At 56.5% G+C, this 17567-nt stretch carries 13 protein-coding genes; 2 read left to right on the plus strand and 11 right to left on the minus strand.

Annotation, left to right across the window (positions count from 1 at the left end; translation table 11 throughout):
* Window positions 1-13 precede the first annotated feature (13 nt).
* From JBO43_RS20790 to glpE, 3 genes are read right to left on the minus strand one after another with little or no spacing between them, the layout of a single operon-like run.
* On the minus strand, window positions 14-772 hold the full coding sequence (locus JBO43_RS20790; RefSeq protein ID WP_095283736.1) for a DeoR/GlpR family transcriptional regulator: 759 nt from the start codon (window positions 770-772) through the stop codon (window positions 14-16).
* A 16-nt stretch (window positions 773-788) separates the two neighbouring features.
* A complete protein-coding gene (gene glpG / locus JBO43_RS20795) occupies window positions 789-1619 on the minus strand; it encodes a rhomboid family intramembrane serine protease GlpG (RefSeq protein ID WP_202674958.1) in 831 nt (276 codons plus the stop codon).
* Between the two features lie 47 nt (window positions 1620-1666).
* Window positions 1667-1999 carry a thiosulfate sulfurtransferase GlpE gene (glpE, locus tag JBO43_RS20800; protein ID WP_095283738.1) on the minus strand — a complete coding sequence of 111 codons (333 nt, stop codon included), beginning with the start codon at window positions 1997-1999 and terminating at the stop codon, window positions 1667-1669.
* A gap of 320 nt (window positions 2000-2319) precedes the next feature.
* Here glpE and glpD point away from each other — a divergent pair, with 320 nt between their 5' ends.
* Complete coding sequence (glpD, locus tag JBO43_RS20805) at window positions 2320-3828, plus strand: glycerol-3-phosphate dehydrogenase (RefSeq protein ID WP_202674959.1); 1509 nt, start codon at window positions 2320-2322, stop codon at window positions 3826-3828.
* 141 nt (window positions 3829-3969) lie between these two features.
* On the opposite strand, the gene glgP is transcribed toward glpD, so the two are convergent.
* From glgP to asd, 6 genes are all read right to left on the minus strand, one after another.
* Complete coding sequence (glgP, locus tag JBO43_RS20810) at window positions 3970-6417, minus strand: glycogen phosphorylase (protein ID WP_103947374.1); 2448 nt, start codon at window positions 6415-6417, stop codon at window positions 3970-3972.
* Window positions 6418-6432: 15 nt separating this feature from the next.
* Window positions 6433-7869, minus strand: coding sequence for a glycogen synthase GlgA (gene glgA / locus JBO43_RS20815; RefSeq protein ID WP_095283741.1), 1437 nt, complete (start codon window positions 7867-7869; stop codon window positions 6433-6435).
* Window positions 7869-9164 carry a glucose-1-phosphate adenylyltransferase gene (gene glgC, locus JBO43_RS20820; protein WP_103947375.1) on the minus strand — a complete coding sequence of 432 codons (1296 nt, stop codon included), beginning with the start codon at window positions 9162-9164 and terminating at the stop codon, window positions 7869-7871. The genes glgA and glgC overlap by 1 nt, the downstream gene beginning before the upstream one ends.
* Before the next feature lie 17 nt (window positions 9165-9181).
* Complete coding sequence (gene glgX, locus JBO43_RS20825; RefSeq protein WP_202674960.1) at window positions 9182-11155, minus strand: glycogen debranching protein GlgX; 1974 nt, start codon at window positions 11153-11155, stop codon at window positions 9182-9184.
* On the minus strand, window positions 11152-13338 hold the full coding sequence (gene glgB / locus JBO43_RS20830; RefSeq protein ID WP_103949397.1) for a 1,4-alpha-glucan branching enzyme: 2187 nt from the start codon (window positions 13336-13338) through the stop codon (window positions 11152-11154). Before glgB ends, glgX begins: the two co-directional genes overlap by 4 nt.
* Before the next feature lie 245 nt (window positions 13339-13583).
* Complete coding sequence (gene asd, locus JBO43_RS20835; RefSeq protein WP_095283745.1) at window positions 13584-14690, minus strand: aspartate-semialdehyde dehydrogenase; 1107 nt, start codon at window positions 14688-14690, stop codon at window positions 13584-13586.
* A gap of 176 nt (window positions 14691-14866) precedes the next feature.
* On the opposite strand from asd, the gene yhgN reads away from it, so the two are divergent.
* Entirely contained in the window at window positions 14867-15463 is a 597-nt protein-coding gene (gene yhgN / locus JBO43_RS20840) for an NAAT family transporter YhgN (protein ID WP_095283746.1), read from the plus strand.
* 145 nt (window positions 15464-15608) lie between these two features.
* On the opposite strand, the gene gntU is transcribed toward yhgN, so the two are convergent.
* Both gntU and gntK read right to left on the minus strand, forming a co-directional pair.
* Window positions 15609-16949 carry a gluconate transporter gene (gene gntU / locus JBO43_RS20845; protein ID WP_095283747.1) on the minus strand — a complete coding sequence of 447 codons (1341 nt, stop codon included), beginning with the start codon at window positions 16947-16949 and terminating at the stop codon, window positions 15609-15611.
* Between the two features lie 3 nt (window positions 16950-16952).
* Window positions 16953-17480: a gluconokinase gene (gntK, locus tag JBO43_RS20850; protein WP_095283748.1), complete on the minus strand. Its 528-nt coding sequence runs from the start codon at window positions 17478-17480 to the stop codon at window positions 16953-16955.
* Window positions 17481-17567: the final 87 nt, after the last annotated feature.

Here is a 17567-nt window from a genome sequence, read left to right on the forward strand (position 1 = left end):
CCCGACATGAGGATTAGCACAATTCCAGCTGCAAGTTGTTATCTCTAATCACCTGCAACACCCCCGCCGGTGGCATGACGTCGGTGTACACCGCGTTCACCATGCTGATGCTGCCCATGTTTACCATCGCGTTACGACCAAACTTCGAGTGGTCCACCACCAGCATCACGTGGCGAGAGTTCTCGATAATCGCCCGCTTGGTGCGCACTTCGTGGTAGTCAAACTCCAGCAATGAGCCATCGCTATCAATGCCGCTGATCCCCAGAATGCCGAAATCGAGGCGGAACTGGGAGATAAAGTCGAGGGTCGCTTCGCCAATAATTCCCCCGTCGCGGCTGCGCAGTTCACCGCCCGCGAGGATGATGCGGAAATCGTCTTTCTGCATCAAGGTGTTCGCCACGTTCAGGTTATTTGTCACCACGCGCAGGTTTTCATGGTTAAGCAGCGCGTGAGCCACCGCTTCGGGCGTGGTGCCGATATCAATAAACAGCGTCGCGCCGTTGGGAATTTGGCTCGCGACTTTGGCGGCAATCCGCTCTTTCTCGGCGGTTTGCGTCGCCTTGCGATCGTGCCATGAGGTGTTTACGGAACTCGACGGCAGCGCCGCGCCGCCGTGATGGCGAAGAATGCGGTTCTGATCGGCCAGGTCGTTTAAATCACGACGAATGGTCTGCGGGCTGACGGCGAATTGCTCGACCAGCTCTTCGGTGCTGACGTATCCCTGTTTTTTAACCAGTTCGATAATGGCGTCATGACGTTGCGTTTGTTTCATGAAATATCCCTGGGAATTATGTTCGTTTTCGCGCATTCAGCGTATCAGCAAAGGCCATCACCAGCCCTACGGCCAGCCCGGCAACGTGCGCGCCGTTGGCGATAGACATACCAAACAGATCAAACCATCCGGCAATTAGCCATATTAATGCAAAGGTTATTAAACCGCGTTGCAGATAGATGCCGCTTTGGGGGTCGCGCTCACCGCGAAGCCAGACGTAGCCCATCAAGGCGTAAACTACGCCCGACAAACCGCCAAACCACGGACCGCTAAACTTATGCTGTACGTAACCGCTTAACAGGGCGCTGATCACGGTGATGACAATGAGTTTGCCGGTGCCGAGACGTTTCTCGACCGCGCCACCGAGATACCACCACCACAGCAGGTTAAAGAGAATGTGCATTACCGAAAAGTGCATCAGGGCGTGGCTGAAGTAGCGCCAGACGTCAAACTGCACCGAAGGATCGTACGGCCAGGCGAGAGCAATCATCACCGGCTGATCGCCGACCACGTTCATGATGATAAACACCAGAATGCAGGCCGCCATGAGCAACAGCGTGAAAGGTCCGGCTCGCTCGCGCACGGTAGCTAAAAAAGGAAAACGTTGATAGTGCAGCCCGCTGTCCGTGTGACCGGAGGTCCAGCTGGCCGCCAGATAGCGCGGGTCGGCAGGGTTTTCCAGAAAACGCGCCAGCTCGGTGTTGACGAAATTCGCCTGACTTTCATCAGCCAGCCAGACATCAGTCTGCGTATGCTGTTGAATCGTCAGGATAACACCCTGCGTCGCCATGTAATCGACAAACGCCTGAGCGACGCGCGGGTTGGTAAAAGAGGTAATCATCAGCATGGGCGGCCGTCGCTTATTTCCGTACAAAAGAGGACAGTATAACCGCGTCAGTTATCAAAGGCGTGCTCTACTTCCGCCGGGAAATGCCGATGCCAGGCGTCGAAGCCGCCATCGACGCTGTACACCGCGTCATAACCCTGCTGGAGCAGATACTGCGCCGCACCTTTGCTACTGTTGCCGTGATAGCACATCACCATCACCGGGGTTTCGAAATCGTTATCGCGCATAAACGCGCCCAGGCTGTCGTTGGTCAGATGAAACGCGCCCGGCGTGTGGCCCATCGCATAGCTTTGCGGGTCGCGGATATCCACCAGCACCGCCTTTCCCTGGTGCATCTTCTGGTGGGCTTCTTCTACATTAATGCATTCAAACTGTTCCATTTTGCTCTCTTTCTTTTCATTTATCTGGTGCGGTCTGGTGCCCTCACCCCGGCCCTCTCCCACAGGGAGAGGGAGCAAACACCAAAAACGGCAACCAGGTTGCCGTTTTGCTTTTAACTCGGCCTCACCCCGGCACTCTTCCACGGGTAGAGGGGGAAAACTATTTTACCGCGTAGTGTACGTCCTGACGGCGGCGAAACGCCATTATGTTATCTCTATCACTCAAAATTGTTTTTTTGATGTTACCAAAAGAGCGTTCATTTGCTATTATGAGCGATATCGAACATTTCTGAGCTTTAACGAAAGTGCGTGAGGGTGACATGGAAACCAAAGATCTGATTGTGATAGGCGGTGGCATTAACGGTGCCGGTATTGCGGCAGATGCTGCAGGACGCGGATTATCTGTACTGATGCTGGAAGCCAACGATCTCGCCTGCGCGACCTCGTCCGCCAGCTCCAAACTGATCCACGGCGGCCTGCGCTACCTGGAACATTACGAGTTCCGCCTGGTCAGCGAAGCGCTGGCCGAGCGTGAAGTACTGCTGAAAATGGCACCTCACCTGGCAATCCCGATGCGTTTTCGTCTGCCTCATCGGCCGCATTTGCGTCCGGCGTGGATGATCCGAATTGGTCTGTTTATGTACGACCATCTGGGCAAGCGCACCAGTTTACCGAGTTCCGCCGGTTTGCGTTTTGGCGCAGAATCCGTTCTGAAACCGGAAATCGTGCGCGGTTTCGAATATTCTGACTGCTGGGTAGACGATGCACGCCTGGTACTGGCGAACGCGCAAATGGTGGTGAAGAAAGATGGCGAGGTCAAAACCCGCACCCGCGCCACCGCTGCACGCCGTGAAAACGGGCTGTGGATTGTCGAAGCCGAAGATATCGATACCGGCGAGAAATTTAGCTGGCAGGCACGCGGCCTGGTGAACGCTACCGGCCCGTGGGTGAAACAGTTCTTTGACGACGGCATGAAATTGCCATCGCCGTACGGCATTCGCCTGATCAAAGGCAGCCACATCGTGGTGCCTCGCGTGCATACCCAGAAGCAGGCCTATATCCTGCAAAACGAAGATAAGCGCATCGTGTTTGTGATCCCGTGGATGGATGAATTTTCGATCATCGGCACCACCGACGTTGAGTACCAAGGCGATCCGAAGAACGTCGAAATCGACGAGAGCGAAATCGGCTATCTGCTGAAAGTCTATAACGCGCACTTTAAGAAACAGCTGGGGCGCGATGACGTGGTCTGGACTTACTCCGGCGTGCGTCCGCTGTGCGACGATGAATCCGATTCCCCGCAGGCGATTACCCGCGACTATACGCTGGATATTCATGACGTTGACGGTCAGGCACCGCTGCTGTCGGTGTTTGGCGGTAAACTGACGACCTACCGTAAGCTGGCGGAAAGTGCGATGGAAAAACTGACGCCGTACTACAAAGGCATCGGCCCGGCGTGGACCAAAGGCGCGACGCTGCCTGGCGGCGATATCGGTAGCGATCGCGATGACTTTGCGGCAAAACTGCGCCGTCGTTATCCGTTTATTACCGAATCCATGGCCCGCCATTACGCGCGCACTTACGGCAGCAATACGGAGTTGGTGCTGGGTGATGCCAAAACGCTTGCCGATCTCGGTGAACATTTTGGTCACGAGCTGTACGAAGCTGAGCTGCGTTACCTGGTGGAACACGAGTGGGTGCGTCGTCTGGACGATGCGATCTGGCGTCGTACCAAAGAGGGAATGTGGCTGGATGCAGAACAGCAATCCCGCGTGGCGCAATGGCTGGTGCAACATGCGGGAAAGCGTAAGTTGTCGCTAGCGTCGTGAGTTTAACGAGAACACCGAACGGTCCCCTCTCCCTTGAGGGAGAGGGTTAGGGTGAGGGGGGAATGCACACGCTGTTGCGAGTTAGTGCGCGCTGATGCCCTCACCCCGGCCCTCTCCCACAGGGAGAGGGAGCAAACCCTTTTACAACCTGACCGGATCAATATGCCAAATCTTCTCGGCATACTCTTTGATGGTCCGGTCTGATGAGAAGTAGCCCATATTAGCGATATTGTGCATTGCTTTGGCGGCCCACTCCTCCTGATGGCGATACAGCTCATCCACCTTGTCCTGACAATCCACGTAGCTGCGGAAATCTGCCAGCACCTGATAGTGGTCGCCAAAGTTGATCAGGGAATCCACCAGATCGCGATAGCGGCCAGGCTCTTCAGGGTTAAACAACCCGGTGGCGATTTGCGTCAGCACTTCACGCAGCTCTTCATCCTGCTCGTAATACTCGCGTGGTTTGTAGCCCTGCTTGCGCAGCTCCTCCACCTCTTCCGCGGTGTTACCAAAGATAAAGATGTTATCCGCGCCGACATGCTCCAGCATTTCGACGTTCGCCCCGTCCAGCGTGCCGATGGTCAGCGCGCCGTTGAGGGCAAACTTCATGTTACTGGTCCCGGACGCTTCGGTCCCCGCGAGCGAAATCTGCTCGGAAAGATCCGCCGCCGGAATGATCAGCTGTGCCAGGCTCACGCTGTAGTTCGGGATAAAGACGATCTTCAGTTTGTCGCCAATCTGCGGATCGTTGTTGATCACCTTCGCCACGTCGTTAATGAGGTGAATGATGTGCTTCGCCATGTAGTACGCCGAAGCGGCCTTACCAGCAAAGATGTTCACGCGCGGCACCCACTCTGCCGTCGGATCGGCTTTGATGCGGTTGTAGCGGGTGATCACGTGCAGGACGTTCATCAGCTGACGTTTGTACTCATGGATACGTTTAATCTGCACGTCGAACAGCGCTTTCGGGTTCGCCACCACGTTCAGATGCTGGGCCATATACACCGCCAGGCGTTTTTTGTTCAACAATTTGGCGTCACGAACCGCCTTGTTCACCAGCGGGAAATCGGCGTGTTGTTCCAGCTCGCTCAGCTGGCTGAGATCGGTGCGCCAGGTGCGACCAATGTTTTCATCCAGTACTTCCGACAGCGGCTGATTGGCCAGCGCCAGCCAGCGGCGCGGCGTGACGCCGTTGGTCACGTTGCAAAAACGCATCGGGAAGATTCTCGCGAAGTCGGCAAACAGCGACTGTACCATCAGGTTCGAGTGCAACTCGGAAACACCGTTTACTTTGTGGCTGATGACCACCGCCAGCCACGCCATGCGCACGCGACGACCGTTAGATTCATCGATAATCGAGGTGCGGCTCAGCAGCCCGGTATCGTTCGGATATTGTTCCTGGAGCGTTTTCAGGAAGTAGTCGTTAATTTCAAAGATGATTTGCAGATGGCGCGGCAGGATCTTGCCGAGCATGTCGACCGGCCAGCTTTCCAGCGCTTCGCTCATCAGCGTGTGGTTGGTGTACGAGAAGACCTGGCAGGTCACCTCGAACGCCTCTTCCCAGCTAAACTTGTGCTCGTCGATCAGCAGGCGCATCAGCTCTGGAATCGACAGCACCGGATGGGTGTCGTTGAGGTGAATTGCGGTCTTTTCGGCCAGGTTATTATAGGTTTTGTGCAGCTGATAGTGGCGGCTCAAAATGTCCTGGATCGTCGACGACACCAGGAAATATTCCTGACGCAGGCGCAGCTCGCGCCCGGAGTAAGTGGAGTCATCCGGATAGAGTACGCGCGATACGTTCTCGGAGTGGTTTTTATCTTCCACCGCCGCAAAGTAGTCGCCCTGGTTGAATTTACCGAGGTTGATTTCGCTACTGGCCTGGGCATTCCACAGACGCAGCGTGTTAGTCGCATCGGTGTCGTAGCCGGGGATGATCTGGTCGTAGGCGACGGCGAGGATCTCTTCGGTTTCCAGCCAGCGGCTCTTTTTGCCTTCGAGCTGCACGCGGCCGCCGAAGCGTACTTTGTAGCGCGTATTGTGGCGTTTAAATTCCCACGGATTACCGTACTCCAGCCAGTAGTCCGGCGACTCTTTCTGCCGCCCGTCGACGATATTTTGCTTGAACATGCCGTAGTCGTAGCGGATGCCGTACCCACGTCCCGGCAGAGCCAGCGTTGCCAGCGAGTCGAGGAAACACGCCGCCAGACGACCCAAACCGCCGTTGCCTAAACCGGGGTCGTTTTCTTCATCGATCAGTTCTTCTAAATCTAACCCCATCTCTTCCAGTGCGTTTTTGACATCGTCGTAAATCCCGAGCGATAACAGCGCGTTGGAAAGGGTGCGGCCAATCAAAAACTCCATCGACAGGTAATAAACCTGACGTGTTTCCTGCGACAGCTGAGCGCGGTTCGAGCGCAGCCAGCGTTCGACCAGTCGGTCACGCACGGCAAACAGCGTGGCGTTCAGCCACTCGTGCTTGTTGGCGATCACCGGATCTTTCCCGATGGTAAACATCAACTTATAGGCGATGGAATGCTTTAACGCTTCTACGCTGAGTGTCGGGGATGCATAACTAAAAGGTGCATTCATATCAGTGACTCCGCCTTATGACATCAAGCGTTGATAAAGATCGCGGTATGACTGCGCCGCAACGTGCCAACTAAAATCCGTCGCCATCGCCTGACGTTGCACGAAACGCCATAAAGAGGGACGCGACCACAGAACAAATGCCCGCCGAATGGCCCGCAACAGCGACCAGGCGTTGCTGTCTTCAAAGGCAAAACCGGTGGCGATGCCATCCGCCAGATTCTCAAGCGACGTATCAGAAACCGTATCCGCCAGCCCACCGGTGCGACGCACCAGCGGCAGCGTGCCGTATTTGAGGCCATATAGCTGAGTTAAGCCGCACGGCTCAAAGCGGCTTGGCACCAGGATAACGTCTGAGCCGCCCATAATGCGGTGCGAGAACGCTTCGTGATAGCCAATCTGCACCCCGACCTGCCCAGGATGCTCGGCGGCGGCGGCAAGAAAACCTTCCTGCAACACCGGATCGCCCGCGCCCAACAGCGCCAGTTGCCCGCCCTGCTCCAGCAGCCCCGGCAGCGCTTCCAGCACCAGATCCAACCCTTTCTGGTTGGTCAGGCGGCTGACCACAGCGAACAACGGCACTTTGTCGTTAACCTTCAGCCCCATTGCAATTTGCAGCTGACGTTTGTTTTCGGCTTTATCTTCCACCGAATCACGGCTGTAGCGCGAGGCCAGTAAAAGGTCTGTTTCCGGACTCCAGATTTTTTCATCCACCCCGTTCAGAATGCCCGACAGGCGTCCTTCCCGGTGGCGCTGGCGAAGCAGCCCTTCCATACCGTAACCAAACTCCGGCTCGGTGATTTCACGCGCGTAAGTCGGGCTGACTGCCGTGATGTGATCGGCGTAATACAGCCCCGCTTTCAGGAACGAAATCTGACCGTTAAACTCCAGCCCGTGCATGTTATAGAACGACCATGGCAGATCGATGTCATTCATATGATGGGCGTAGTACATGCCCTGGTACGCCAGGTTGTGCACCGTAAATACTGACTTTGCCGGGTGGCCGCGCGCCGCCAGATAGGCCGGTGCCAGCCCGGCGTGCCAGTCGTGCGCATGCACGATCTCCGGGCGCCAGAACGGGTCGAGCCCGACCGCCATTTCGGCTCCCACCCAACCGAGCAGCGCAAAGCGCAGCACGTTGTCGGTATAAGCGAATAAGTTCGTATCGTGGTACGGACTCCCCGGACGATCGTACAAATGGGGTGCATCAATCAGGTAAATGCCAACGCCATTGTAGTGGCCAAACAGCAGGGTGATACGCCCGGCGAACGTGTCGCGACGGCTCACCACCTGCGCGTCAGGGATGCCACGGCGGATATCAGGAAAAGCAGGCAGCAGCACGCGGGTGTCGATACCTTCCGCAATTTGCGCCGCCGGTAATGCGCCGAGTACATCCGCCAGCCCGCCCGTTTTCAGCAGCGGGAACATCTCAGAACAGACATGTAAAACCTGCATTATCGCTCCTGTTTGACCTGCAGTTTGCGCAGCATTTCACGCGTGACCAGCACGATGCCTTCTTCTGAGCGGTAGAAGCGGCGAGCGTCTTCCTCCGCATTCTCCCCAATCACCATCCCTTCAGGGATTACACAGGCACGGTCGATAACACAGCGACGTAAACGGCACGAGCGTCCAACCCAAACGTCCGGCAGCAGCACCGAAGAATCGATATTGCAGAAGGAGTTGACCCGTACACGTGGGAACAGCACCGACTGCACTACCACCGATCCCGAAATAATGCACCCGCCCGACACCAGCGAGTTCAGCGTCATGCCGTGGCTACCAGAACGGTCCTGCACAAACTTGGCGGGCGGCAGCGATTCCATGTGGGTGCGAATCGGCCAGTTCTGGTCATACATATCCAGTTCAGGAGTGACGGAGGCCAGGTCGAGGTTGGCTTTCCAGTACGCTTCAAGGGTGCCGACATCGCGCCAGTACGGCTCTGCTTCCGGGTCAGACTGCACACAGGACAATGGGAAGGGATGTGCATAAGCCATGCCAGCTTTGGTGATTTTCGGGATGATATCTTTGCCGAAATCGTGGCTCGAATTTTCGTCCTTGTCGTCCTCTTCCAGCAGCTCATAAAGGTATTCGGCATCAAAGATATAGATGCCCATACTGGCGAGGGATTTGGTGGCATCCGTCGGCATGGTCGGCGGATTGGCCGGTTTTTCAACGAAGTCGATAATCTTGTCGTTTTCGTCCACGTCCATCACGCCAAACGCCGTCGCTTCAGCAACGGGCACCGGCAGACACGCCACGGTGCAACGCGCCCCTTTTTCGACGTGATCGATGAGCATGTGCGAGTAGTCTTGCTTATAGATATGGTCGCCCGCGAGGATAACGATGTATTCCGCACCGTAGCGGCGAATGATATCGAGGTTTTGCGTCACCGCATCGGCCGTGCCGCGATACCAGTTCTCACCATGTACGCGCTGCTGCGCCGGGAGCAGGTCAACAAACTCATTCATCTCTTCACTGAAGAATGACCAGCCGCGCTGGATGTGCTGCACCAGGGTGTGCGACTGATACTGCGTGATCACGCCAATACGACGAATACCGGAGTTCAGGCAGTTGGAGAGTGCAAAATCGATAATACGGAACTTACCACCAAAGTGAACGGCAGGCTTGGCGCGCTTGATGGTCAAATCTTTCAGACGGGTACCGCGTCCACCAGCGAGTATCAGCGCGACCGTTTTTAAGGGTAACTGGCGCGCCAACATCAAGGGATCGTTCTTCTCTAATCTCACCATGACTAACTCCTTTTTTATCATCTTTGGAATACGCACACTCCGTGTGCAGGCCCATGCCAGACAGCCATTACCACCGGATTATCCTCTCCGGCAAATGGGGAGATGGCGCGCCATTCCCCTTCAGGTAAAACAATCTCTGCAACGTCGTGCGTCGCGTTTAACGTGATTAGCCAGTTATCCGAAAGCAAAATTTGCAGACACGGAATACCGTGCTGCCACTCGCTCGCATTGAGCGGCTGTGCCTCTTTATTCAGCCAGCGTACATTGCCGTCCCCCTCTTCCCACCAGCTATCTGCCGTGAGCGCCGGGATCTGTTTACGTAGCTGGATCAATGCAGCGGCAAAGTGAGTTAGCCCGCTGTTCGCCTGTTCCCAGTCAAGCCAGGTCAGAGCGTTATCCTGACAGTACGCATTGTTATTGCCGTGCTGGCTGTGACCGAATTCGTCACCCGCCAGCAGCATTGGCGTTCCTTGCGCAAGCAGCAGCGTGGTCAGCAGGGCATGCACGCTGGCTCGCCGCCGCTCGATGACATCCTGACTGCCGCCTAACCCTTCTATACCATGATTAAAGCTATGGTTATTGTTAGTCCCATCGCGGTTTTCTTCGCCGTTTGCCTCATTGTGTTTCTGATTGAAACAAACGCAGTCGCGCAGGGTGAACCCGTCGTGCGCTGTCACCAGATTGACACTGGCGGACGGCTTTCTGCCGGTACGCCTGAAAATATCGCTGGACGCGGAAAAGCGCCCGGCAAACTCGCCCAGCGACAGACTTTTTTCGAGCCAGAAACGGCGAGCACCGTCACGGTAATAATCGTTCCACTCGGCAAACAACGGCGGGAAATTTCCCACCTGATAGCCACCGTCACCAATATCCCACGGCTCGGCGATCAGCTTGACGCGTGACAGCACCGGACAGTTTTTAATCGCTTCAAACAGCGGCGCCTGCTGGCTGAACATTGGCGTTCGGCCCATGACCGACGCCAGGTCAAAGCGGAAACCGTCGATATGAAACGTCTCAACCCAGTATTTCAGGCACTGGTACGCAAAGTCCGCCACTGCCGGATGGCTGAGATTGAGCGTGTTACCGCAACCGGTCCAGTTGTGATAATCACCGTCATCCCTGATCCAATAATAGCTACGGTTATCGATTCCGCGCATCGAGAGCGTGGGTCCGTCGAGATCCAGCTCTGCGCTGTGGTTCAACACCACGTCCAGAATCACTTCAATTCCGGCCTGATGCAGGGCTTTTATCGCATCGCAAAATTCCTCTCTGGCGCGCTCCGGATGCGAGGCATAGCGCGGGTCGAGGGCAAACATCGCCAGCGGGTTATAGCCCCAATAATTCACCAGTCCGAGTCTTTGCAGGCGCGGTTCGGAGGCAAAATGCGCCACCGGCAGTAATTCCAGCGCGGTAATGCCCAGATTTTTGAGATAAGCGATCATCACCGGATGACCGAGCGCCTTGTAGGTGCCGCGAATCTCCTGTGGAATGGCCGGATGCAGGTAGGTCAGACCTTTAACGTGGGCTTCGTAGATAACGGTACTGCCCCACGGCGTGGCGGGGGGTGCGTCATCTTCCCAGTCGTAGGCGTCGCCCACGACCACGCTTTTTGGCGCAATCACCGCACTGTCGCGAGGCTCTGGCTCGTGGTCACCGTCAAAGAAAAGCGTATCGTCTTTCACGTCGCCCTCTACGCGCAGGGCACAAGGATCGACCAGCAGTTTTGCCGGGTTAAATCTCAGGCCTTGCGACGGCTCCCACGGGCCATGCACGCGAAAACCGTAGCGCAAACCGGGCCGCCCGTCGGCCAGATAGCCGTGCCAGATATCTCCGCTGCGCTGCGGCAGATCGTAGCGGTATTCATTTCCCTCGCCGTCAAACACACAGAGTTCCACCCGTTCCGCGTGGGCGGAAAAGAGGGTGAAATTCACCCCTTTGCCGTCAAACGTTGCCCCCAGCGGTGCGGGTTTGCCTGCCGTGAGTTGGGTCATTCGCCCTCCCGAACCAGCCAGATAGTTGAGAGCGGTGGCAGCGTGATGCTCAGCGAGTTAGGACGCCCGTGGCTTTCCCACTCGTCGCTATGAACGCTGCCGCCGTTACCGGCGTTGCTGCCGTGGTAATGGCTGGAGTCGGTGTTGAGGATTTCGCGCCATCTGCCCGGCTGGTTGATCCCGAAGCGGTAATGCTGGCGCGGTACCGGCGTAAAGTTGCTGGCGACGATGATTTCATTGCCTGCACTGTCGCGGCGCACGAAGATCAGCACCGAACGCTCGTGATCGTCCACCACCAGCCATTCAAAACCGTAGGAGTCAAAGTCCAGTTCGTGCATCGCCTTGTGATGGCGATAGGTCAGGTTGAGATCGCGCACCAGACGCTGGACGCCGTGATGCCAGTTGTCACCGCCTTCCAGAAGATGCCAGTCGAGGCTCGCGTCGTGGTTCCACTCGCGCCCCTGGGCAAACTCATTGCCCATAAACAGCAGTTTTTTACCGGGGAACGCAAACATCCAGCCGTAATAAGCGCGCAGGTTGGCGAACCGCTGCCACGCATCGCCCGGCATACGGTCCAGAATCGATTTTTTGCCGTGAACCACTTCGTCGTGAGACAGCGGCAGGACAAAGTTTTCGGTGCCGTTGTAAAGCATCCCGAAGGTCAATTTGTCGTGGTGATACTGGCGATAAACTGGGTCGAGTTTGAAGTAGTCGAGGGTGTCGTGCATCCAGCCGAGATTCCACTTGTACCAGAAGCCCAGCCCCCCCATTGATGGCGGACGCGACACGCCGGGGAAGTCGGTCGACTCTTCGGCCATCGTCACCGCGCCTTCGACCTGCTCGCCGAGAATGCGGTTGGTGCTGCGCAGGAATTCAATCGCTTCGAGGTTTTCTCGACCGCCGTATTCGTTCGGGATCCACTCGCCCTCTTTGCGGCTGTAGTCGCGATAGATCATCGACGCCACCGCATCCACGCGCAGGGCGTCGATGCCGAAGCGTTCAATCCAGTACAGGGCGTTGCCCACCAGGTAGTTCGCCACTTCGCGGCGACCGTAGTTATAAATCAGGGTATTCCAGTCCTGATGGAAGCCTTCACGCGGATCGCTGTGCTCGTACAGATTGGTGCCGTCAAACTGCGACAGGCCAAAATCATCCGACGGGAAATGGCCCGGCACCCAGTCAAGGATCACGCTCAGCCCGGCGGCGTGAGCGGCATTGATGAAGTAGCGGAAGTCATCGCGTGTACCAAAGCGGCGCGTCGGCGCATACAGCCCCGTCGGCTGATAGCCCCAACTGCCGTCGAACGGGTGTTCGTTAATCGGCAGCAGCTCCAGATGGGTAAAACCCATCCATTTGGCGTACGGCACCAGTTGATCCGCCAGTTCGCGATAGCTCAGCCAGAAGTTGTTGTCCGTGTGGCGGCGCCAGGAACCGAGGTGGACTTCATAGATGGAGATAGGCGCGTCGAAGCGGTTGGCCTGCTTGCGCTCTTCGGTCTGCACGATTTTCTCCGGCAGACCGCAAATCAGCGACGCGGTGTCCGGGCGCATTTGCGCTTCGAAGGCGTATGGGTCGGCTTTGACCCGCAGTTTGCCGTGAGCGTCGATCATTTCGAATTTATAGAGCTGGCCGTTATGCGCGCCGGGGATGAACAACTCCCAAATGCCCGATTCACGCCGCAGGCGCATCGGGTGGCGGCGACCGTCCCAGTAGTTGAACTGCCCGACCACCGACACGCGCTGCGCGTTCGGTGCCCAGACGGAAAAGCGTGTCCCGGTAATACCGTCCATCGTATCGGCGTGTGCGCCGAGCGTTTCGTAAGGGCGAAGATGTGTGCCTTCTGAAAGCAGCCAGGCATCCATCTCTTGTAAAAGAGGACCAAAACTGTAGGGATCGTCGATCAAGTTTTCATGACCATGCCAGAGCACGGCAAGCTGATAACGGAAAAGATTTTTACGTCGTGGAACCACACCCGCAAAAAAACCACGTGAATCGAGGCACTCCAGTTTGCCTACCTTACGGCCGGTTTTAAGTTCAATTACCCACACTTCCGCAGCGTCGGGTAACAGCGCGCGGACTTCCAGCCCGGCTTCGGTAATGTGCATACCCAGCACCGAGAAGGGGTCAGCAAAATGACCTGCAATAAGCGCATTTATCACGTCTCTATCAATACGATCGGACATGGTATTCATCCTGTTTTTTCTAATGTCGCCCTATTTAAGCGCTCCGGCGCGACTTTTAATGTGACCTGAACGGTGCGGCACAAAGTGCGTCCTCTTGCTCCGTCCTACCTCAGGTAAGAAATGACTCTTCCATAAAGCATAGCCAACGACGAAATGACTCCTGATAAAAAATAAAACCTCTGCGCATAACTCCGTGTCGTGCGCAAAAAAAGGGGGTGAAAATCACCCCCTTTATTAGCAAATTGTTAGGCCAGCTGTCGCAACATGCGGCGAAGCGGCTCGGCGGCGCCCCACAGGAGCTGGTCCCCGACGGTGAAGGCCGAGAGATACTCCGGCCCCATGTTCAGTTTACGCAGGCGCCCCACCGGTGTGGTCAGCGTGCCGGTAACGGCAGCAGGGGTCAGTTCACGCATGGTGATATCGCGATCGTTTGGCACCACTTTCGCCCACGGATTGTGCGCAGCCAGCAGCTCTTCGACGGTCGGAATAGACACATCTTTTTTCAGTTTAATGGTGAAGGCCTGGCTGTGGCAGCGCAGCGCGCCGACGCGCACGCACAAACCATCAACCGGGATCACTGTAGAAGTGCTGAGGATTTTGTTGGTCTCAGCCTGGCCTTTCCACTCTTCGCGGCTCTGGCCGTTGTCGAGCTGTTTGTCGATCCACGGGATCAGACTGCCCGCCAGCGGAACGCCGAAGTTATCGACCGGCAGGTCACCGGAGCGGGAAAGCGCCGTGACTTTGCGTTCGATATCCAGAATCGCCGAGGCCGGGTTCGCCAGCTCGTCTGCAACATGGCTGTGCAACTGACCCATCTGTGCCAGCAGTTCGCGCATATGGCGCGCGCCGCCGCCGGAAGCGGCCTGGTAAGTCGCAACGGAAACCCACTCCACCAGATCCTGCGCGAACAGGCCGCCCAGGGACATCAGCATCAGGCTGACAGTACAGTTGCCGCCGACAAAGGTTTTCACGCCGTTGTTCAGGCCGTCAGTAATAACGCCCTGGTTCACCGGGTCGAGAATAATGATGGCGTCGTCTTTCATACGCAGAGAGGAAGCGGCGTCAATCCAGTAACCCTGCCAGCCGCTTTCACGAAGCTTTGGATAGATTTCGTTGGTATAATCGCCGCCCTGGCAGGTCACTATAATATCTAGTGCCTTCAGCGCTTCCAGATTGAAGGCGTCCTGAAGCGTGCCCGTAGAGGCTCCGCCGAACGCGGGCGCAGCTTGCCCGAACTGGGAAGTGGAGAAGAAGACCGGGCGGATGGCGTCAAAATCGCGCTCTTCGATCATGCGTTGCATGAGGACAGAGCCGACCATACCGCGCCAGCCGATAAAACCAACGTTTTTCATAAAGTATGTTCCTGCAGAGGTGTGTGCTGTGTGTGTCAACCCGTATCCAACGGGTATAGCCTTCACATTACAAAATGCTGCCAAAGTCGCAAGTGAAATTAATCAATGATTGCGCTGCGATCAGTAATACCACTAATTACAATAGAAACCACAGGGTTTATCAGGGATAACAAATAATGACTGAAATCATTTCCGCGGCGGTGCTTTTGATCCTGATTATGGATCCGCTTGGGAACCTGCCCATCTTTATGTCGGTGCTGAAACACACCGAGCCGAAGCGCCGCCGGGCGATCATGATCCGCGAGCTGCTCATCGCCCTGCTGGTGATGTTTATCTTCCTGTTCGCGGGGGAAAAGATCCTCGCCTTCCTGAATCTGCGCGCCGAGACGGTGTCGATTTCCGGCGGCATTATTCTGTTTCTGATCGCGATTAAGATGATTTTCCCGAGCGCCGATGGCAGCAATAGCAGCGGTCTGCCTGCGGGCGAAGAGCCGTTTATCGTGCCGCTGGCGATCCCGCTGGTCGCCGGGCCGACGATTCTGGCGACGCTGATGCTGCTGTCACATCAGTATCCGAATCAGATGAGCCACCTGGTGATTGCCCTGCTGATTGCCTGGGGCGGAACCTTTATCATCCTGTTGCAGTCGTCACTGTTCCTGCGCCTGCTCGGTGAGAAAGGGGTGAACGCGCTGGAGCGTCTGATGGGGTTGATCCTGGTAATGATGGCGACGCAGATGTTCCTGGACGGGATTCGGGCGTGGATGAAAGGCTAGGTAAAAGCAAAATGGTCACGCCAGTGACCATTTTTGGTGTTTGCACCCTCTCCCCGTGGGAGAGGGCCGGGGTGAGGGCACCAGCGTGCGCATTTCCCCCCTCACCCTAACCCTAACCCTCAAGGGAGAGGGAACCGATCGGTGATTAGCTCAGCAGCGTAAACGCAATCATCCCGACAATCGCGCCTGTCGTGCCGAGGATGGTTTCCATCAGCGTCCAGGTTTTCAGGGTTTGTGCTTCGGTCGCGCCGGTAAATTTACCGAACAGCCAGAAGCCTGCGTCATTCACGTGGGAAACAACAATCGAACCGCCCGCGATACAGATAGACAGTGCCGCCATCTGCGCGCCAGAGTAGTTCAGCTGTTCAATCACCGGCATCACCAGGCCAACCGCCGTCAGACAAGCGACCGTGGCGGAACCCTGAATGATGCGCACCGCCGCTGCCAGCACGAAGCAAGTCACGGCAATCGGCAAGCCCATTCCGGTCAACGCTTCGCCCAGAGCCGGGCCAACGCCGGAATCCACCAGCACTTGCTTGAACACACCGCCCGCACCGATCACCAGCAGAATAATCCCCGCCGGTTGCAGCGCCGCGCCGCAGATTTCCATCACGCGGTCTTTCGGCATCCCCTGACGCATCGCCAGGCCGTAGATCGCCACCAGACACGCCACCAGAATCGCGGTGAACGGATGGCCGATAAACTCAAACCATTCGTAGGCATTCGACCCGACCGGCACAAAGCGCGCGGCGATGGTTTTCAGGCCCACCAGCACTAAAGGCAGCAGGATCAGCGACAGGCTGAAGCCGAACGATGGCATTTTGCCTTCGCCCAGGTGCGGCTCGCTGATGTCATCAGGAATGTGCAGTTCAACGTAGCGGCTGATAAAGTTGCCCCACAGCGGTCCGGCAATAATCATCCCCGGGATCGCGGCGCACAGGCCAATCAAAATCATCCAGCCAAAATCAGCGTGCATCTGGGAAGCCAGCAGCATTGGCGCAGGCCCAGGCAGCAGGAACGCTGCGGCCGCTGCCACGCCCGCAAACAGCGGAATGACCAGCTTCACGAGGTTGGTGCCGGTATGACGCGCCATCGAGAACGCGACGCTAATCAGCAGCACCACGGCCACTTCGAAGAATAGCGGCAGCGCGCAAATCAGACCGGCCAGACCAATCGCATAATGCGCACGGCTGTGACCGAAGGATTTGAGCATCTTGACGGCAATCTGATCGACCGCGCCCGTCTCATGCAAAATCTTGCCAAACATCGCGCCCAGCGCGACCACAATCGCCAGGAAACCCAGCGTGCCTCCCATCCCTTTTTCCATTGTCGCTGCGATTTTATCGAGCGGCATACCGGAAAAGAGACCTGCACCAATAGAAACCACCATCAAAGCGACGAAGGCATGCATACGCGCCTTCATCACTAAAAACAGCAGCAGCAAAACCGAGCCGACTGCCGTCAAAACAAGCGTTAAAGTTGTCACTGCTTACTGCCTTTTTTTAATGACCTCAATGGTGCTGGCAACAACACCGTCCAGCGGCTGATCGATATCGACGATCAGAACATCGCTTTCGTCCGCACCCGGTTCCTGCAGCGCGTCGAACTGCGTCACCAGCATCTGAGTTTTGAAGAAATGACCTTTACGCGCTTTCAGACGGCTTTCGATGACCTCGAAATCGCCTTTCAGATAGATAAAGGAGAGGTTTGGATTACCGTCACGCAGCAGATCGCGATAGGTCTTTTTCAGCGCCGAACAGACAATCAGCGACACTTTGTTGGTGCGCTGCATCGCAAACGCGGCATCGTTCAGCGCCTGCAACCACGGCTTACGATCGTCGTCGTTCAGCGGCTCGCCAGCGGCCATTTTGGTGATGTTGCTGCGCGGATGAAGGAAGTCGCCATCCAGAAACGCGGCCTGGAGCTGATGCGCCACTTCGCTGGCGACGGCAGATTTACCGCTACCGGAAACGCCCATCAGAACGTAAACGTGGTGATCGAGATTTGTCGTGCTCAAAGGGTGCCCCTCAGTCAATTGTTACGGGTAACAGTTATCGGTAACATTGTCCTGCCGGGGCTATAGAGAAGCAATATCCATTCGTGC

The sequence above is a fragment of the Lelliottia jeotgali genome, assembly GCF_016771845.1.
GTDB lineage: Bacteria > Pseudomonadota > Gammaproteobacteria > Enterobacterales > Enterobacteriaceae > Enterobacter > Enterobacter jeotgali.